The 18,639-nt window shown below is 35.8% G+C and carries 20 protein-coding genes and 5 tRNA genes; 11 read left to right on the top strand and 14 right to left on the bottom strand.

Annotation, left to right across the window (positions count from 1 at the left end; genetic code table 11):
• Nucleotides 1-28: 28 nt before the first annotated feature.
• From tpx to CCON33237_RS08910, 3 genes are all read right to left on the bottom strand, one after another.
• Nucleotides 29-553, bottom strand: a complete 525-nt coding sequence (gene tpx / locus CCON33237_RS08900; protein ID WP_054197285.1) for a thiol peroxidase — start codon at nt 551-553, stop codon at nt 29-31.
• Nucleotides 554-567: 14 nt separating this feature from the next.
• Nucleotides 568-1,710, bottom strand: coding sequence for a trans-sulfuration enzyme family protein (locus tag CCON33237_RS08905; RefSeq protein ID WP_054197286.1), 1,143 nt, complete (start codon nt 1,708-1,710; stop codon nt 568-570).
• A 216-nt stretch (nt 1,711-1,926) separates the two neighbouring features.
• Nucleotides 1,927-2,382, bottom strand: a complete 456-nt coding sequence (locus CCON33237_RS08910) for a DIP1984 family protein (protein ID WP_021091135.1) — start codon at nt 2,380-2,382, stop codon at nt 1,927-1,929.
• A 99-nt stretch (nt 2,383-2,481) separates the two neighbouring features.
• On the opposite strand from CCON33237_RS08910, the gene CCON33237_RS08915 reads away from it, so the two are divergent.
• Nucleotides 2,482-3,648 (top strand): MalY/PatB family protein, encoded by a 1,167-nt coding sequence (locus CCON33237_RS08915; RefSeq protein ID WP_054197287.1) that lies wholly within the window; start codon nt 2,482-2,484, stop codon nt 3,646-3,648.
• Between the two features lie 487 nt (nt 3,649-4,135).
• On the opposite strand, the gene sodB is transcribed toward CCON33237_RS08915, so the two are convergent.
• Entirely contained in the window at nt 4,136-4,753 is a 618-nt protein-coding gene (gene sodB / locus CCON33237_RS08920) for a superoxide dismutase [Fe] (RefSeq protein ID WP_054197288.1), read from the bottom strand.
• A gap of 440 nt (nt 4,754-5,193) precedes the next feature.
• Here sodB and CCON33237_RS08925 point away from each other — a divergent pair, with 440 nt between their 5' ends.
• Genes CCON33237_RS08925 through CCON33237_RS08935 form a run of 3 tightly spaced genes read left to right on the top strand, consistent with a single transcriptional unit; the run spans nt 5,194 to nt 8,022 of the window.
• Entirely contained in the window at nt 5,194-6,186 is a 993-nt protein-coding gene (locus tag CCON33237_RS08925; RefSeq protein ID WP_054197289.1) for a DctP family TRAP transporter solute-binding subunit, read from the top strand.
• Entirely contained in the window at nt 6,186-6,728 is a 543-nt protein-coding gene (locus CCON33237_RS08930) for a TRAP transporter small permease (protein ID WP_054197290.1), read from the top strand. Before CCON33237_RS08925 ends, CCON33237_RS08930 begins: the two co-directional genes overlap by 1 nt.
• 10 nt (nt 6,729-6,738) lie before the next feature.
• On the top strand, nt 6,739-8,022 hold the full coding sequence (locus CCON33237_RS08935) for a TRAP transporter large permease (RefSeq protein WP_021083916.1): 1,284 nt from the start codon (nt 6,739-6,741) through the stop codon (nt 8,020-8,022).
• A gap of 25 nt (nt 8,023-8,047) precedes the next feature.
• Here CCON33237_RS08935 and CCON33237_RS08940 read toward each other — a convergent pair whose 3' ends face one another.
• From CCON33237_RS08940 to CCON33237_RS08960, 5 genes are read right to left on the bottom strand one after another with little or no spacing between them, the layout of a single operon-like run.
• Nucleotides 8,048-9,100 (bottom strand): GGDEF domain-containing protein, encoded by a 1,053-nt coding sequence (locus CCON33237_RS08940; RefSeq protein ID WP_054197291.1) that lies wholly within the window; start codon nt 9,098-9,100, stop codon nt 8,048-8,050.
• Complete coding sequence (locus CCON33237_RS08945; RefSeq protein WP_234402290.1) at nt 9,093-10,172, bottom strand: GGDEF domain-containing protein; 1,080 nt, start codon at nt 10,170-10,172, stop codon at nt 9,093-9,095. Before CCON33237_RS08945 ends, CCON33237_RS08940 begins: the two co-directional genes overlap by 8 nt.
• Before the next feature lie 46 nt (nt 10,173-10,218).
• Nucleotides 10,219-10,377 carry a hypothetical protein gene (locus CCON33237_RS09675; protein WP_054197293.1) on the bottom strand — a complete coding sequence of 53 codons (159 nt, stop codon included), beginning with the start codon at nt 10,375-10,377 and terminating at the stop codon, nt 10,219-10,221.
• A gap of 10 nt (nt 10,378-10,387) precedes the next feature.
• Nucleotides 10,388-12,232, bottom strand: a complete 1,845-nt coding sequence (locus tag CCON33237_RS08955; RefSeq protein ID WP_054197294.1) for a mechanosensitive ion channel domain-containing protein — start codon at nt 12,230-12,232, stop codon at nt 10,388-10,390.
• A complete protein-coding gene (locus tag CCON33237_RS08960) occupies nt 12,225-12,869 on the bottom strand; it encodes a carbonic anhydrase (RefSeq protein WP_054197295.1) in 645 nt (214 codons plus the stop codon). The genes CCON33237_RS08955 and CCON33237_RS08960 overlap by 8 nt, the downstream gene beginning before the upstream one ends.
• 170 nt (nt 12,870-13,039) lie before the next feature.
• Between CCON33237_RS08960 and CCON33237_RS08965 the strand changes: the two genes are divergently transcribed.
• From CCON33237_RS08965 to frr, 5 genes are all read left to right on the top strand, one after another.
• Nucleotides 13,040-13,738, top strand: a complete 699-nt coding sequence (locus CCON33237_RS08965; RefSeq protein ID WP_021091071.1) for a Bax inhibitor-1/YccA family protein — start codon at nt 13,040-13,042, stop codon at nt 13,736-13,738.
• Nucleotides 13,725-14,114 (top strand): hypothetical protein, encoded by a 390-nt coding sequence (locus CCON33237_RS08970; protein ID WP_054197296.1) that lies wholly within the window; start codon nt 13,725-13,727, stop codon nt 14,112-14,114. The genes CCON33237_RS08965 and CCON33237_RS08970 overlap by 14 nt, the downstream gene beginning before the upstream one ends.
• Before the next feature lie 66 nt (nt 14,115-14,180).
• Nucleotides 14,181-14,510 (top strand): preprotein translocase subunit SecG, encoded by a 330-nt coding sequence (secG, locus tag CCON33237_RS08975; protein WP_054197297.1) that lies wholly within the window; start codon nt 14,181-14,183, stop codon nt 14,508-14,510.
• A gap of 2 nt (nt 14,511-14,512) precedes the next feature.
• A complete protein-coding gene (locus CCON33237_RS08980) occupies nt 14,513-15,472 on the top strand; it encodes a polysaccharide deacetylase family protein (protein WP_054197298.1) in 960 nt (319 codons plus the stop codon).
• The gene (gene frr / locus CCON33237_RS08985) at nt 15,462-16,019 is read left to right on the top strand and encodes a ribosome recycling factor (RefSeq protein ID WP_054197299.1); all 558 of its coding nucleotides are present in this window, start codon (nt 15,462-15,464) and stop codon (nt 16,017-16,019) included. Before CCON33237_RS08980 ends, frr begins: the two co-directional genes overlap by 11 nt.
• 493 nt (nt 16,020-16,512) lie before the next feature.
• Here the strand turns inward: frr and CCON33237_RS08990 are convergent.
• From CCON33237_RS08990 to CCON33237_RS09005, 5 genes are all read right to left on the bottom strand, one after another.
• Nucleotides 16,513-16,602, bottom strand: a tRNA-Ser gene (locus CCON33237_RS08990).
• Nucleotides 16,603-16,661: 59 nt separating this feature from the next.
• Nucleotides 16,662-16,817, bottom strand: coding sequence for a hypothetical protein (locus CCON33237_RS09680; protein WP_169748884.1), 156 nt, complete (start codon nt 16,815-16,817; stop codon nt 16,662-16,664).
• 33 nt (nt 16,818-16,850) lie between these two features.
• A tRNA-Cys gene (locus CCON33237_RS08995) sits at nt 16,851-16,924 on the bottom strand.
• A gap of 6 nt (nt 16,925-16,930) precedes the next feature.
• Nucleotides 16,931-17,017 (bottom strand) — tRNA-Leu (locus CCON33237_RS09000).
• An 8-nt stretch (nt 17,018-17,025) separates the two neighbouring features.
• A tRNA-Gly gene (locus tag CCON33237_RS09005) sits at nt 17,026-17,100 on the bottom strand.
• Nucleotides 17,101-17,206: 106 nt separating this feature from the next.
• Between CCON33237_RS09005 and CCON33237_RS09010 the strand changes: the two genes are divergently transcribed.
• Both CCON33237_RS09010 and CCON33237_RS09015 read left to right on the top strand, forming a co-directional pair.
• Nucleotides 17,207-17,282: transfer RNA gene (locus tag CCON33237_RS09010), tRNA-Ala, on the top strand.
• A gap of 217 nt (nt 17,283-17,499) precedes the next feature.
• On the top strand, nt 17,500-18,624 hold the full coding sequence (locus CCON33237_RS09015) for a PepSY-associated TM helix domain-containing protein (RefSeq protein WP_054197300.1): 1,125 nt from the start codon (nt 17,500-17,502) through the stop codon (nt 18,622-18,624).
• The last annotated feature ends 15 nt before the right edge of the window (nt 18,625-18,639 follow it).

Below are 18,639 nucleotides of genomic sequence, written 5' to 3' on the forward strand. Positions count from 1 at the left end.
CAAATAGATGTTTAGATAACGCCTTTTTTTAATGGCAGCCACAACCACAACTACCACTACTTTTAATAGCATCAAATACTGCATCGTAGTTTGGCTCTTCTGTCACTTCAGGGACGATTTGTTTGTGAATTATTACGCCATCATTGATGACAAATACCGCTCTTGCAAGTAGTCCTTTTAGTGGGCCATCGCTCATTAAAACGCCATAGTTTTTAGCAAATTCTCCGTATCTAAAGTCGCTTCCGACATGTAAATTTGCTATGCCTTCAGTCGTACAAAATCTCCCCATCGCAAATGGCAAATCATTTGAGATGATGCTTAGTTTTACGCCATGTTTGCCAGCTACTTTTTCGTTAAATTTACGAGCCTCTGCTGCGCAAACGCCAGTATCAAGTGATGGCAAGCAAACAAGGACTTCTACGCCATTATTTCCGCCTACACTAAATTCGCTAAGATCTTGCGATACGACTTTTACTTCAGGCGCATAAGAGCCTACAAAGACCTCATTTCCACTTAAATTTACCTCACTACCTTTAAATTTTGTAGTTGCCATATCTGTCTCCTTTATTATTTTTTTGCTTTTTTAAATGCTTGATCAAGATCCGCTATTAGATCATCAGCGTTTTCGATACCAATTGCCAAACGAAGCAAGTTTTGCTTTATACCGATCTTATCTAGTACCTCTTTTGGATATGCCTCATGTGTCATCGTCGCAGGCCTGCAAATGAGGCTTTCTACGCCGCCAAGGCTCACTGCTAGATCAAAAATTTCTAGCGATTTTACAAATTTATTTACATCATATTTTTCATCAAGCTCAAATGAGATGAGAGCACCGATGTCGCTTGCTTGAGCCGCTTGCATCTTTGCCTCTTGCTCGCTATATGAGCCGGCAAAATGCACTACGCTAACTGCGTCATTATTCTGCAAAAATTTGATGATTTTATGTGTATTTTGTGTTTGTCTATCAAACCTAACGCTAAGCGTTTTAAGCCCACGTATTAGGTAGTAGGCATCCATCGGGCTGATGATGCCACCAAGTGTGTTTTTAGCAAATTTTATCTTTTCGGCCAAAGCATCGTCATTTAGCGTGACGATACCAGCGATCACATCAGCGTGTCCGCCGATATACTTTGTAGCACTATAGACCACGATATCAGCTCCATAATCAAGTACTCTTTGATAATAAGGCGTTAAAAATGTGTTATCCACGATGACTAGAGCGCCTTTTTTGTGAGCGATCTTTGAAATTCTAGCGATATCTGTCACTCTTAAGAGGGGATTTGACGGAGTTTCGATAAATATCGCCGCCACGTCGTCACTTATGTCATCTTCGCTTAAAAAATTTAGATCATCTATAAATTCGCTCTTTATGCCGTGGCTTTCAAAAACAGTCGTGACATATCTATAAGTGCCACCATAGACGTTGCTATTTAGCAGGACCTTTTGCCCAGTTTTTATAAGGCTAAGTGCGGCTGCTGTTGCTGCCATGCCTGAACCAAAGCTAAATGCGTATTTGCTGCCTTCAACCTTTGCAAAAATTTCATCAAATGCTTTTTTGGTTGGGTTGCTACCACGAGAATATGCAAATTCTTGAAAATTTTCAAGATCATCTTGCACAAACGTACTTGCTAAAAAAACAGGCGGAATGACAGCTTTATTTGGATTATTTTTAGCTTCAATGCCTTTTACGATCAAGGTGTCAAGTTTCATAAATTTCCTTTTAAAAATTTGTGAAATCTTACATAATAAAGATTAATCTTCCCCAAACCCACCCAAAACGTAGCTAAATCAGTAAGTGGTAGTAACATTTATTTTTAAGAATACATTTTTTAAATTGCTGGGATAAATTTAAACTTTTGCTCTATCCCCGCAAGCCTAATAAATTTTTCTTTTTACTCGCCTTTAACTACATTTTCACCATAAATTTTACTCTACAAGATCAACTTGCCAGTTTGCCTCTTGTAGCTTCATATCTAGCTCTCTGATCTCTTTGGATAACTCGTCTATTTGCTTTTGAAGCATGGCTACATCAACACTACTTAAAATTTTTATCTCGCTATTTGAGTAAAGATCGACCTTTTGGCTTGCGCTTTTGGCAAAATCCCTAAGCACGCTTGCTTTTTGGCTTAGCGTATCTTTTTTAGCGATCATTTCAGTTAGACTCACACCTTCAAATTTTGCACTTGAGTTTGTTAAATTTATAGCCAAGATCAGTCTAAATAGCTCATCGCTTAGCCTATCAAGCTCTTTTAAAAGAAGCTTTGGATCTTCGCTAGGTCTTTCATTTTCTTGCATTTTTGCATTATCGAGTAACCTACCTTTTAGCTGCTCTAAACGTTTTTGTGTATCGGCTCTTAAAATGAGAGCCTGAGCTAATTTCATCATTTTTCCTTTTGAAATATTAAATTGAGAGAAAATTTCAAATTATATTAGTATCTTTTGGGTTATAATTGATTTAAAATTTTATTTTAAGGAAAAGCTATGAAGTACGATTTTGATACGCTTATTAGTAGAGATGGCACTAACTCATCAAAATGGCGAATGAAAAACGATGTTTTGCCAATGTGGGTTGCTGATATGGATTTTAAGGCTGCACCTGAAATTTTAAATGCCCTACAAAAGCGTCTTGATAATGGTGTCTTTGGCTACTCATTTATCCCAAAAGAGTGGAACGAAGCGATTAAAGGCTGGTGGAAGAGGCGTCATGATGTTAGCTTTGAAAACGATTGGATGTGCTTTTGTACTGGCGTTATACCAGCGATTTCTACTGCGATTAGAAGATTTAGTAATCCAGGAGATCAAATTTTAGTTCAAGCTCCCGTCTATCACGTCTTTTTTAACTGCATCAAAAACAATGGACGTGAAATTTTATCAAACGACCTTGTTTATAAAAATGGCTCTTACGAGATCGACTTTGAAGACCTCGAAGCAAAGCTAGCGCAGCCGCTAACAACTATGATGCTTCTTTGTAATCCTCACAACCCAATAGGCAAAATTTGGGACAAAGAAACGCTTAAAAAGATAGGCGAGCTTTGCTATAAGCACGATGTTTTGGTTATCAGCGATGAGATCCACTGCGACATAACTGATCCTGGTCTAAGCTATGTTCCATTTATTAGTGTTAGCGAAGAGTGTAAAAATAACTCAATCACATGCATCTCACCTACAAAAGCTTTTAATATCGCAGGACTTCAAAGCTCAGCCATCGTCACACCAAATGAGCAGATACGTGCAAGAATAAATGCGGCTGTAAATTATGATGAGATAGGTGAAGCAAACGCATTTGCAATAACTGCGACAATAGCGGCATTTAACGATAGCCAAACATGGCTTGATGAGCTTAGGGAGTATCTTTTTGAAAACAAAAAAATCGTTATAAATTTCATAAAAGAGCAAAATTTGCCAGTAAAGCTTCTGCCTTCAAATGCAACTTATCTTTTATGGCTTGATTGTAGCGCGTTTTGCGAGGATTCAAGCGACTTTATGAATTTCTTGCGTGATAAAGCTGGACTTTGGCTAAATGACGGCAATGCTTACAGGGGAGATAGATTTTTTCTCCGTATGAATATCGCAACCCAAAGAGCCAGAGTGCTTGAGGGGCTAAAACGCTTACAAAATGGTATAAATTTATACACTTCAAAAAGATAAATTGAGTAAATTTGGCTGGGTAGCTTTGAAATTTAAGCTACCCATGCCTAGTTAATACAGCTCGGGGCATTTTTGAAGCAGTAAATATTGCCCCAATATTTTTAAATATCAAATCAAATTGTACTGATAATTTTAAAGGCAAGATGACCTACACTAGTTTTTATTTGGTTGCTTTAAATTTAAGTACAAAAACCGCACAACCACAATGTAGCAGACCAATAAAAGCGAGCGTTTTATGCCTTTTTAAAGTGGTAAAGATCGTGTCCGTAGCTTATAAATTTAGCAGTGTGTTTAAAATCAAAATTTAAAGATGAGCTATCTCGTATTGTTTTTAAATTCAAGAGAACTTGTTTGCTAAAACAAAATTTTGAGCCATTTTTGAAGTTACACTTTCTTTTAAAACAAGATAGTTTTTGCTGATAAATTTGATAACTTTATAAATTTAGATAAAAGTAGAAATTTAAAGGCGGGAAAGCCCCGCCAGATATTATTTATGAAGCTCTTTTGTGTAAAACTCAACTGAGCCAAGACCCTCTTTTAGCGCCCACTCGTAAGCTTGGCTTACAAATTCCCAGTTTATATTCTCATAAAATGTCTCTAGGTATTTTGGGCGAGCGTTGAAGTTGTCGATGTAGTAAGCATGCTCCCAAACGTCAACAACTAGAAGCGGCACTTTACCGTCACTCACTGGAGTTTTTGCATTGCTAGTTTGTACGATCTCTAGCTTTTTGTTGCTTAGATCAAATACAAGCCACGTCCAGCCTGAGCCAAAAAGTGTTGTAGCTGCTTTTAAAAATTCCTCTTTGAAATTTGCAAAATTTGCTTCGATCGCAGCTTTTAACTCGCTTGACATCTCGCTTTTTTTAGCGATGCAGTCCCAGTAAAAGTCGTGGTTGTAAACTTGAGCAACATTGTTATAAAGCCCACCTTCGCTATTTGTTAGAATTTCATAAAAAGATGCGTTGGCAAATTTTGTATCTTTTATAAGATTGTTTAAATTTGCTACGTAAGTTGCATGATGCTTGCCATAGTGGTATTCACAGGTTTTTGCGCTAACTACTGCATTGCTATTTGCATCAAATGGAAGTTTTCTAAGTTCAAACATAATAATTCCTTAATAATAAAATTTGTTGTTTTGTATTATAGCCATAAAAAATTAATAAATAAAAATCTTTTAAATTTAGCCGCAAAATATAGGCTAAATTTAAGCAAGACTAAACTTACATTTTTTGGCGGGCTTTTAAACTTATAGAAAAAAATTTAGAGCAAAATATCCCATGCATTTGTTTAAATGGATTCAAAAATTTATTAAAAGTAAAAATAAAATAAATTTTATGTGTAAAAAAGTAACAAATATACTTTAAAAGTTTAGTTATTAAAAAACTATAAAAATTTTTTAAAAATATAAATTGGCTTTTAAAAGCACATTTGTTACTAAAATACACATATAAAAATAAATAGCTGTGAATTTACGAAACAAAATTTCTAAAATTTTATTTTTGAAATTTATAATGCGTTTAACAAAACCATTACAAAGGATAAAAGATGAAATTCTTACAAGCTTTACTTTTCACTTGTGCCATCAGTGGCTTAGCATTTGGTGCAGACAAGGTCTATACGATCAAATTTGCTCACGTTGTTGCAGCTTCTACGCCAAAGGGCAAGGCGGCTGACTTTTTTGCTAAACGTGCCGAGGAGCTAAGTGGCGGTAAACTAAAAGTTCAAGTCTTCCCATCAGCTCAGCTACTTGATGATGATAGAGTTTTTGGTGCGCTAAAGCTTGGCAACGTCCAAATGGCAGCTCCTAGTTTTTCTAAATTTACACCTATCGTGCCGCAGTTTCAGCTATTTGACCTGCCTTTCATCTTTAAAGATGCAGAGCACCTTCATAAGGTCCAAGATGGAGAGGTCGGCGAGGAGCTAAAAGGCCTTGTGACTAAGAAGGGCTTTGTGGCGCTTGATTACTGGGATGCTGGATTTAAGCATTTTAGCTCAAGCAAAAAACCAGTTCTTGTGCCAGAAGATGCAAAAGGACAAAAATTTAGAATCCAAAGCTCAAAGGTACTTGAAGAACAGATCAAAGTAGTTGGTGGCAACCCACAAGTTCTGCCATTTTCAGAGGTTTACTCTGCACTTCAACAAGGCGTAGTTGATGCGACAGAAAACCCACTTTCAAATTTCTATAACTCAAAATTTCACGAAGTTCAAAGCTCGCTTACACTTTCAAGTCATGGATATTTGGGCTATTTAGTCGTTATGAGTGATAAATTTTGGAGCAAGCTACCAGATGATCTAAAAGCAAATGTAAAACAAGCTCTAAGCGAAGCAACAGCTTTCGAGAGAGAAGAGACAGCAAAAGAGGACGCTCACGTCATAGCTGAGCTTGAAAAATACATCGCTGCTAGTAAAAAACTAGAAATTTATAAGATAGATGATACACAAAAGGCTGAGTGGCAGAAGGTTATGCAATCAATCTATCCTAAATTTTATGATGTTATCGGTAAAGACCTCATAGAAAAGACTCTTGGGACAAAATAATGAAGAGTTTTTTTAATGTCCTTGATATAGCGATAGCCTCACTAAATAAAACTATCGCAGTAGTTGGGCTCGCAAGTGGAACATTGCTAGCCTTTGCAAATGTTATGGCTAGATATTTTTTCGATAAAAGCTGGTCTTGGGCAAGCGAGCTATCAAACTATCTTTTTATCTGGTCGGCGTTTTTTGCCGCGGCATACGGCTTTAATAAGGGCATTCACGTCAGTGTAACTATTTTGGTGGAAAAATTTCCACCAGCGCTCGCGAAAGCATGCCTGCTCTTTTCACACATCTTAACAACTGTCTTTTTGATATTTATCGCAGTTTATTCGATTGATTATCTCAAAATTTTGCACGAGATCGAGCAGATGATAATAGACCTTGGCATACCTCAATGGGTCCCTATGCTAGTGCTTCCAATAGCCTTCGTCACAGCTAGCTACCGCTCTGCTGAAAAAGCTATCAAAGTAGCTCTAACTCCAGCAGCAAAGGTCGTAAGCAACGAAGCGCACGAGCTAGCTCATGGTAGCGTAGTCAAAGACTAAGGAGAAAAAGATGACAATAGCATTTTTATTTATCCTGCTTTTTGCACTGATGCTAATAGGCGTGCCAGTCGCGGTTTCGCTAGGCACAAGCACCGTTTTGACGATGATATTTTTTACAGACATAGACATCGCTACGATCCCGCAGCTCATATTTGATGGTATCAATAAATTTTCGCTAATGGCGATACCGATGTTTATCTTGGCTGGAAATTTACTAAGTAAAGGCGGCTCAGCAAGGCGTATCATCGACTTTGCAAAGTCTATGGTCGGACACTTGCCAGGTGGCTTGCCTATGAGTGCGATATTTGCCTGCATCATCTTTGCAGCGGTCTCTGGAAGCTCGCCTGCGACGGTTGTAGCCATTGGCTCAATTATGTTTGCAGCTATAAAAGAGGCCGGCTATCCAAAAGAGTACGCAGTGGGCGGCATAACTACGGCTGGCTCGCTTGGAATTTTGATCCCGCCTTCAGTTGTTATGATAGTTTATGGCGTAACTGCTGAGGTTAGTATCGGCAAGCTCTTTATGGCGGGCGTCGTGCCTGGTCTTATGCTTGGTGCTTTTATGTTAGTTCAAACTTATGTAGGCGCAAAAAAGCTTGGATTTAAAGCGACTAAGGCTGAGCCATTTAAAGCAAGAGTGCAAAAATTTGCAAAAGCATTTTGGGCTCTTTTGATAGTCGTTGTGGTTATTGGCGGAATTTATGGAGGCATATTCACTCCGACTGAAGCAGCTGCGGCAAGTGCGGTCTATGCGCTATTTATCTCACTTTTTATCTATAGAGATATAAAGATAAAAGATCTTTGGGATATCTGCCTAGACTCAGCCCTTACAACAGCTATGATATTTTTCATCATCGCAAACGCCGTTGTTTTTGCATATTTGCTAACTAGCGAGCAGATCCCACAAGCGATCGCTTCGATGATACTTGACGCAAATATCGGCATGATAGGATTTTTGATATTTGTAAATATCTTGCTCTTTATCATGGGTCAGTTTATGGAGCCTTCAAGCGTTATTATGATCATGGTGCCGCTCTTGCTTCCGATAGCTACGCAGCTTGGTGTTGATCCTATTCACTTTGGTATCATCTTGGTTGTAAATATGGAGATAGGTATGGTGACCCCGCCTGTTGGACTAAATTTATTTGTCGCAAGCGGTCTTACAAATATGAACTTAAAAGAGGTCATCGTGGCGTGCTTGCCATGGACGCTAACCTTGTTCTTTGGCCTTATCTTGGTTACTTATATACCGCAAATTTCACTTTGGCTACCAAACATAATGTATGGACATTAAAATTTAGAGGCTTAGGCCTCTAAATTTATCCTTTTGGATCGTAATCCGCACTCATAACGATATTTTTACCATTTCGCTTACCGACATAAAGTAACTCGTCAGCTTGCTTGATCATCTTTTCTAAGCTAAATTCTCCCGTGCCATCATGAGCAACTACTCCAAAAGTCATAGTTGCGTTGATCTTTATGTTTTCAAACTCAACTATATTTTTACTCAAAGTCTCTCTCACACGCTCTACGATACTTACAGCTGCATCTTTTTTTACGCCCAAGACGACTGCTAAAAATTCTTCTCCGCCAAATCTAGCTACTCTATCTTTATCTCTAAATGTATTTTTAAATATGCCTGATAAGCTTTTTAAAACAGCATCTCCTGCACCGTGTCCATAAGTATCATTTATCTTTTTAAAGTTATCAATATCGCACATAACGATAGCAAAGTCCCTATTTTTATATAGATCCTTTTGACTTAAAATTTTCTGCATCGAAGTACGATTTAAAAGTCCTGTTAATGGATCGTGATTTAAGATATTTTCAGCCATCTCTTTTTCCTCTAAGATGCTTAAAAATATAAATAAATTTGAGCTCTCCAAAAGATACGAAACAACAACCGAAAATACGCAAACCATACTTAAGTTAAAAACAAAAAGTAGATCTTTAAAGCCGTCAAAATCTTTTACAGGCTGGCCATCTAAATATACATAGCAGGCTATGGATAAAATTATTTGCACTGCAACTATTATGTAGTTAAAAAATTTATAGGTAAATGAAGTAAAAAACAGTATTAATGACGATGCTAAAAACAATAACCCAAATCCATATCCCCATCCAAGTGTCAGCATACAAACCAATGCATGAAATAAAATTTCAAGCTGGACTATCAGCATTGTTATCTTGTTATTTTCAGGACTATCGTAAATAAGCCTTAAAAGAAAAAGATAGGTTGCTACTGAAAATATATTCGTAACTGCTAGAATTTCTTCTTTCATAAATAAAAAAATAAAAAAATAACAGACGTGAGTTAATAATATTGAAAATATGATAAGTTTTTGGGTCGTATAGAGTGAAATTCTACACATCCGAGCCCTTTTTTAAAATTTCTAATTCGATACGGTCTTTGCCATTTTGCTTGCCTTCGTAAAGCAGCTTATCTACTAAAGTTATGGCTTGCTCAAAATCCACCTCAGTACCATTTGCACATATTAGCATGCCAAAGGTCATAGTAACTGGAGTTTTATCTGGAAGTTTTGCATTATTTATCTGTTTTTTAAGCCTTTTGCTCACTTCGTGGATAAATTCTATCTTTGTATCGGGCAAGATTATCAAAAATTCTTCTCCGCCCCAGCGGCAAACATAGTCTTTACCTCTAAATGATTTCTTTAAAGCGCTGGCTACATCTTTTAAGACCTCATCACCGCAGTCATGGCCGTATGTATCGTTTATTTTTTTAAAATTATCAATATCACCTAGCATTATGACTAAATTTGTATTACCACTTCTTTCCTTGTTGGCAATTAGTTCAAATCTTAAAGTTTTTTCTATTGTTCTTCTATTTAAAAGACCAGTTAAAAAATCATGCTTTGAGTCCTTTTCAAGCTCTTCCGTCTCTTTTCTTATTTGCTGATATCCGCTAGAAGTGATGACATCTGCAAACATTGAAAGTCTTAAAACAATAAAAAAAGCAAAAACAATACTGCACACGACTATCGCCCCTCGTATAGCTGATGGGATCAGCGGCGCCTCATCTTTATGAATAAAATAAAGAAGTATAAGCAAGATTAATTCTAAAAATGCCATTATATAAGTAAGACTCTTTGAATCAAACGCTAGGAAGTAGTTTATAAAAATTACACCAACAAGTATTATCCAAATTCCAGTATTCCAACCCATAGTAGTAACAATAATAGTAACAAGCAATATGATATTTAGGTGAAATGCTAGGGATATTAATACTCTATATTTTATGTCAAATTTTATTCTAAGCAATATTCCAGCTGCTATAAAAAATAAGCACATAAAAAGTAGTGGTGTAGCTATGATAATAAAAAGCAACAAAGATAGTGCATTTGCAGCTATCATAACGTCTAATATCGTTTTATAGATATCATCGATCGCTTTATAACTACTTTGATCTACAAAATCGTGTGTCAAACAAAACTCCCTGTAAATTTATTCCATTAAATTTCATTAAGTCATTCTAATAAGAGTCGTAACTATCCTCATCCTCGTCACTATCTTCGTAGTTGTAGTCATTTTCATCGTAATTATAGTCATAACTATCACTACTATCGTCATCATCGTCATTAAATTCAGAGTAGTCTTCTTCTACCTCTTCATAGTCAAAATCATCACTCATTGTTTTCTCCTTAAATTTTATCTTTGACACTTTCGATATACAAGCTTTGGCTTGGGAATGCGAAATTTAGACCATTTTGCTTTAAAATATCCATAATCTTTAGCATTACATCTTGCTTGACATCTAAAAACTCTCCCCAAACGATAGTCTTTGCAAAACAATAAACTAAGATATTTATTGAGCTATCTGCAAAATCATCAACCACGACAAATAAATTTGATTTATATCCAGCATAATCATCAACCGAAACTATACTTTGTCTATATTTTAGCCCTTTTTTCTTGGCTGTTATATCCTCGCTTTTAGCAATATCTGGATGATTTATCAACATAGTTTTTATGTCATCTACACATTTTTTGATCTCTTCTGTAGTTGGTCCATACTCGATGCCGATAACCATTCTTATGCGTCTACCGACTTTTCTTCTGCTCCAGTTTCTAACAGGATCACTTGCTAGTTTTGAGTTTGGCACAAAGATTAAAGCATTATCAAAACTTCTGATAGTCGTCTTTCTAAAGCCAACCTCAACGACAGTGCCCTCTATATCACCACAAACTATCCAATCTCCTTGCGAAAATGAGTTATCAAAGAGCATCATAACAGAAGCAAAGAAGTTTGCAATGATATCTTTTGCAGCAAATGCAACAGCAAGACCACCGATACCAAGTGAAGCTATGAGCGCCGATATATCAAAGCCAAGCTTTTGAAGAATTAGTAAAAGTGCGATTATTAATACAATTACATAGACTACTTTTAAAACTAAATTTACGACCTCTTTTCGTCTGCTTTTTTGAGCAATTTTATCGATTATTACTATGCCATAACCATTTAGGATGGTTAAAACAAGCCACGAAAATGCGATTATATAGACGATCGAGAATATATTTGCTAGAGTTAGTGGGACTGGTACTGGATAAAAGCCGACACCTATACAAATATTTAGCGCATAAATGATAAGAAGTGCAGAGATAGGCTTTTTAACGATATCTACTATCTGATCCTTTGCCTCCTTTACGCCTTCGCCTGATGCAATAAGTGACATAAGCCAATACGTGAGTTTGGCGAGAATTCTTGTAAGTGAGACAAAAAATAAAAATACTGCAATTATAACTACGATCTTGCCAACGTTAAATTTTGCCGAATTTATAGAAGTTAGCTTATTTATATATTCGACCGTATCGACTAAATTTAGCTCTGATAAGATCATGCTTGAACTTAGAAGATCGGCATTATTTTTAAGATAGATTAAAATTTCCTCATCAGTCTCTTTTTTTAAATCAAGCTCGGCAAATGCGTTATCGTAAGAGTTTGAAGTCTCATTTAGTGAATCTTTTAGCTCTTTTATGCTGACGTAAGAATTTGTTTGTAAATTTAAAAGTCCGTTATCTATCACCTCTTTTATAGAGTTTGCTTTAGCGCCTTTTTTAAATATCTCTTCAAGATTAATTAAAGCTGAGAAATATGCATAATCTATCTTCATTTTCTCAAGCTCAATAGCACTTTGAACGTAAGCATCTTTGTTTAATTGCTTCTCTAATCTAGCTACTTTTTTTTCTAAATTATTTTTTTGCAAAATAAATTTATCAATATCATTTTGAGTTACTTCAATTTGCATAACATATAGTGGAATTTTTTCCAAAAGGTCATTTTTTTTCTTTTGAAGTCCAGCTAAATTTGAATTATCAGCTTTTGTTGAGTTTGTATCTTTTTGCTGTGCTTTTATGATTTGGATTTGATTATTTAAAGTTAAAATTTGATTTGTTAGGCTTAGTATATTTTCTTCTTGAGTTTTATTATTTTCAGCACCAAAAAGCATTATAAATGAGAGCAAAATGATAGTTAAAATTTTACGCATTTTCACTCCTTTTATCTGCTAAAAGTTTAAACGTGCCCTCTTTTAAATCGTAGCTAAAAATTTCACCGGTTTCTATAATGTAGTGCCAGCCATAAATTTGAAGGTTTCCTCTTTCATACTCCTCTTTTACATTTGGATAGGTCATTATATTTTCGATCGAATTTATCACATTTAGTCTCTCAGTTAGCCACGCCATCTTTGCTGGATCGTCGCTTGTAAATTTAAGTACTTCTCTCTTAATTGGTTCTATTAGCTTTATCCAATTTCTAACATTTGGCGTAGTTTTGAGCTTTTTTTCATCCATATAAAGTGCTGCGCATCCACCGCAGTCAGAGTGTCCGCAAATAATGATATTTTTGATATTTAAAAGCTCTAATGCATATTCGATAGCAGAAGTCGTTGCCAAAAATTCCTCGCTCACTCTATAAGGTGGCACGATGTTTGCGATATTTCGTACCATAAAAAGCTCTCCCGGAAGGCAGTTTGTTATCAAATTTGGTACTACTCTTGAATCAACACAGGATATAAAAAGGGTATGTGGGTCTTGTCTATTTTGTAGACTTTTAAAGAGCTCTTCATGCTCTAAAAAGCCATCTTCCATAAATTTTACCGCACCTTCAAGTAGCGAATCATCCATAGAAATTTATCTCCATTTTTTATATTTTTACGCGATTATAGCAACTTTTATTTAATCTAAAAAATACTTTAATATATAAATTTTTAACTAATACAATTTATTAAAATTCTTTTTATTCATTGTTTAATTATTTTAGGCTAAACTCATTCAAAAATTCATAAGGAGATAAAATGAGTCTGTATGATAGGAACTACGCAAAACAAAATCAAGAAGAACTTGCGTATTCTCAAAGCTCACTAAGCACTTTTATAAAACAAACTTATCAACTTTTTGCAGCATCACTACTTTCAGCAACAGCTGGCGCCTATGTAGGTATTAGCATTGCTGGCGTTTTTGCGGCAAATAGATTTTTGTTTTGGGGACTTGTTATAGTCGAGTTTGCACTACTTTTTGGCTTAATGGCAGCTAAACGCAAAGAGGGATTAAATTTAATACTTCTATTTGCGTTTACTTTTATAAGTGGTCTTACGCTAACTCCGCTACTTTCAGCGATCTTGGCTATGCCAAGCGGAGCTGGTATCGTAGCTCAAGCATTTGGACTAACAACAGTTGCTTTTGGTGCGTTAAGCGTCTTTGCGATGAATACAAAACGTGACTTTACAACAATGGGTAAAATGTTATTCATAACCTTAATTGTTATCATTGCAGCAGCTATTATCAATATCTTTGTTAAAAGTACAATGTTTCAACTTGTAATCGCAAGTATTTCATCGATCTTATTTAGCGCATATATACTTTTTGATACGCAAAATATTATCCGTGGAAACTATGAAACACCAGTTGAAGGCGCAGTTGCTTTGTATCTTGATTTTGTAAATCTATTTACATCATTACTACAAATTTTAGGAATTTTTAATAGAAACGACTAAAGATGAGCGCATCTACCGAGTAATAGATGCGAATCTAAATAGGCTAAAAGAAGGGCTTCGCGTTGTTGAAGATATAAAAAGATATGTCTTTGATGACGCTAAGCTCGCCTACAAAATAAAATCCCTCCGCCACAAGGCAAAGATCCCGCAAAAAGATTTTTTAAAATTTAGAAATTCTCAAAACGACGTTTTAAAAACTAGCACAAAAAGCGAGCAAGAAAGATCAAATTTAGACGAGATAATCACTGCAAATTTCAAGCGCGCCCAGGAAAGCGCTCGCGTGCTTGAAGAGTGCTTTAAGCTCATAAATTTAGAACAAGCCGAGCTTTTTAAAGGCATAAGATACGAGCTTTATGAGATTGAAAAAGAACTTTAACTAAAAATTTAAATCTTTTCTTGTATAATCGCAATCAATTATTTTTAAAAATTTAAAGGAAATTTCGTGAGTTTAATATTTTTGATCTTACAGTTTGCTCTAGCTGTCATCATAACTATCGCTGTTTTACTTCAAAAAAGCTCATCTATCGGGCTTGGAGCGTATAGCGGAAGCAACGAGAGTCTTTTTGGAGCGAAAGGACCAGCTGGATTTTTAGCTAAATTTACTTTTATCGTAGGTATTTTATTTATCTTAAATACACTTGCACTTGGATACTTCTACAATAAAGATCTAAAACGCTCTATCATTGATAGCGTCGATAGTAAATCTCTAGTCATACCAAAGTCAAACGACGTACCATCAGCTCCTAGTGCACCACAAACTCCAACAAAATAACAATGATAAAAACACTTTTAGCGTCATTCTTGACGCTAACATTTGCTTTAGCAGACGCTCATATTTTAGTCTATCATCGCTTTGACGACCCAAGACACACAAGCACTGATATTTCTATTAAAAATTTAAGAGAGCAGTTTGAATATTTCAAAAATAATGGCTATGAAGTCATTAAACTCTCAAAGCTAGTCGATGCTGTAAATGCTGGCGAAAAAATACCTGATAACTGGATCGTAATCACTGTAGATGATGGTTATAAAAGTTTCTATGACAGGGCCCTTAGTGTATTTAAAGAGTATAACTATCCATTTGCGCTAATGCTTTATGTGGAAGCCAGTGCAAATAAATATGGCGATTATCTGGATTTTGATCAGATTAAAGAACTTGAGGCTTATGGCGAGATTGGGTACCACTCGTACGCTCATCCAAGGATGACAAAACTTAGCGATGAGGCATTAAGAGAGGATTTTCAAAAGGGCGTTGAAACCTTTGAAAAACACATGGGCTATAAGCCAAAATACTTCGCAGTGCCATACGGTGAGATCGATAACAGAGTTGTCTCTTTGGCAAAAGAATTTGGCTTTTTAGCCATTTTAAATCAAAACTCAGGTGCTGTTTCAGACAAAAGTGATGTTTACGATCTTTATAGAACGCCCGTAATGAACGGTACAAAAATAGCACTAACTTTTAATAGTAAATTCCTAAATGCCCAGTGGATATTTCCAGATAGCTATCCACAAAATAATGCGATCGATAAGCTAATTATCAAAACCGATACAAATGCTAGCGAAGGTAATTTTTTCATGACTGGCTTTAATGGCTTTAAAAAGGTACCTATGACAAATGGTGTTTTTGAGTGTAAATTTAACCCACCTCTCGATAAAAGCAAAGTTTTAATATCACTAAAAGTAGATCATCAACGAAGTACAAAACTTCTAATAAAGGACATCAATGCTAAATAAAATTTACGAAACACAAAAAGAAGGCTGCGAAAAAGCAATAGCTTCATTAAAACGTGACTTTACAACGCTTAGAACGGGCAAGGTAAACATTAATATTGTAGATCATGTAATGGTTGATTATTACGGCTCACCAACTCCGCTCAACCAAGTAGCCACTGTGCTTACAAGCGACGCTTCAACTATCGCTATCACACCTTGGGAAAAGAGCATGATAAAAGCGATCTCTTCAGCTATCCAAGCAGCAAATATCGGCGTCAATCCAAATAGTGATGGTGAGAGTGTCAAGCTATTTTTTCCACCTATGACCGTCGAGCAACGCCAAGAAAATGCAAAACATGCAAAATCAATGGGAGAAAAAGCCAAAGTTAGTATAAGAAACGTAAGAAAAGATGCAAATGATGAAGTAAAAAAACTTGAAAAAGAAAAAGCTATAACTGAGGACGAGAGTAAAAAGGGGCAAGATGAGGTTCAAAAGATAACTGACGCCTACACTGCAAAAATTGATACTCTTGTAAAAGAGAAAGAGGCTGAGCTTTTAAAAATATAAAATTTTTAGAAATTTTTCCTTATCTAGCTACTTTTATGTAGCTAGATATTCTCTCAAAATAATATTTCAAAAAAATATTTATCAGCAAGTAGTTTAATTTTTTGTCTGTTGTACTTTTATCTATTAAATATAAATAGAACCTAGACTACATAAAACATAGCCACTACTTTGTCTTTAAACTATTTTCATGGATTGCTTTAATTTAATTTTTGTTTTGGATTCGTCTTAAATTCTTTATTCAATATTATTAATTTTATTTATATTTATACATAGGGGGTATGACCTATTATATATTTTGGATGTGCTACTACAAATATTATTTTTAGAATTTAAGATAGCCAAAAATAAAATATAAAAACTCTTAAACTTTCCCTTATCTTACAGTATCTTACTTTAAATAAGAAATTTACTGATATTTTTAGTTTTAGTAAATTTTGGACTGAATATTTATAGAAATTTTCTTATAGGCATTATGAATAATGAATTAGACGGATGGCCGGGAGATAGGGATTCGAACCCCAGGAGGCTTTCACACCTCAACGGTTTTCAAGACCGCCGCTTTCGACCGCTCAGCCATCTCCCGAATTAAAAGATTTGTGATTATAACCAACTTTGCTTAAAATTTACTATAATCTCTAAAATTTACTCTGTTTTTTTTTTAATATATGTAGCTCCATCATTTATCTTTTCTTTAGTCCATTCTTTAGCATTATGAGTATCTTCTTTTACACCATGCCAAGTATTTGAACAACCAGCTACAAAAAATGCTATACAAGCTGCTAAAAGTAAATTTCTCACTTTTTATTCCTTAGAGTAGTTATTTTTGAAGTTTGGAGGCGACACCCGGATTCGAACCGGGGATCAAAGCTTTGCAGGCTCATGCCTTACCACTTGGCCATGTCGCCATATCGTGGTGCCCGAGACCGGACTTGAACCGGTACGGTAAAAACTACCGAGGGATTTTAAGTCCCTTGCGTCTACCATTCCGCCACTCGGGCTAAGTTACTGGAGCGGGAAACGAGATTCGAACTCGCGACCCCAACCTTGGCAAGGTTGTGCTCTACCCCTGAGCTATTCCCGCGTTAAAGTTTGCAATATTATCCAAAAGTTGCTTAAAATTTTATTTTACTAAAACGAATTTCAAAATATTGTAAGCCATAAAAAGATAAAATGTCAAAATCCACTTTGGGGTTATAGCTCAGCTGGGAGAGCGCTTGAATGGCATTCAAGAGGTCGGCGGTTCGATCCCGCTTAACTCCACCATAAATCTAAATACATCTATCATTATTTATACCTTGCTGCAAAAATAGCTTTTTACTAAAAAATAAGACGCCAATATGTAAAAATTTAATAAATAATTGATATTAAGACCCTTATCAACATTAGTAAAAGTTAATAACTAAAAAATAATTTTATAAATTTTTATCTTGCTTTAACAAAAAATAAAATAATATTCGCTATTAAAATTCAAAGGAAAAAAATGTTTTTAAAACGAGGGAAAATCATTTTCAACATACACCTAGTAATTGGGCTAATTGCGGCTATTCCGCTAATATTTATGACTCTTTCAGCCCCATTTGCGTCTTATAGAGAAGAGATCAAAAGTGCGATAAATAAAAATTTTATAAACTTAGTTCCTAGCGAAAAAGCAAATTTAAGCTTAAATGAACTCCTAGCTAAAGCAAAAAGTGAGATTCAATTTGATACGCTTGAAAGTTTACAAATAGGTGGAGCAAATGAAGCTTATCGTATAAGCATTACAAAGAATAAAAAGCAATTAAATTTCTTTATAGACCCAAGAAGTGGCGAGGTGATCAGTGAGGATTGGGGTGAGAAATTTCGCGTGATCACACTTAGCCTGCATAGAAATTTAGGCCTTGCTCTGCTTGATAGCAAAGTCCCAGCCAACATCGGCAAGCAAATAGTCGCGATTAGCTCCATAATCATGGCTCTGCTTGCCATCAGTGGCCTCATCCTCTATGCCCCAGCGATCAAGCGAAATTTCCTAAATTCGCTAAAAATCAAGCCAAACGCAAAGGGCTACGCCTGCTTTTACAACCTCCACACGAGCCTTGGCACCTACGTGGCGATCTTGCTTGTAGTGATGTCGCTAACTGGACTTTACTGGTCTTATGACTGGGTCAGAAGCAGTGTAAATAGCATATTTTTTGACCTAAAGCCAAGCGAGATGAAAAAATCAGCTCCGAAGCAAAATTTAATCCCAATAAGCGACGAGAAATTTAAAGAGATAGAGACTGCGGAGCAAATTTTTAAAGAAAATGTCACACTAGATCTAAAATCACTCACGATAAACGTTCCTGAAAATAACCAAAGCACCTACACTATAAACTACGAAACTAGCGAGAGCCAAGTGGGTAAACTAAAGCTTGACGCTAGCGCTGGAAAGATCAAAGAGAATAAGCTTGTTAGCAAGAGTGATAGTATCCCAGAGGCCAAAAAGGCTGGGCGAAAAGTGCTTAGTCTGCACACTGGAGAGATGTTTGGAGAGATTGGTCAGGTCGTCTTTGCCATCTCTTGCGTGATCGCAGTTTTACTAATAATAACTGGCTTTTTGATGACCATAAAAAGGACTAAGGCGCTCTAAATAAAAGTAAATTTT

Origin of the sequence: Campylobacter concisus (genome assembly GCF_001298465.1) — a bacterium.
Classification (GTDB): Bacteria; Campylobacterota; Campylobacteria; order Campylobacterales; family Campylobacteraceae; genus Campylobacter_A; species Campylobacter_A concisus.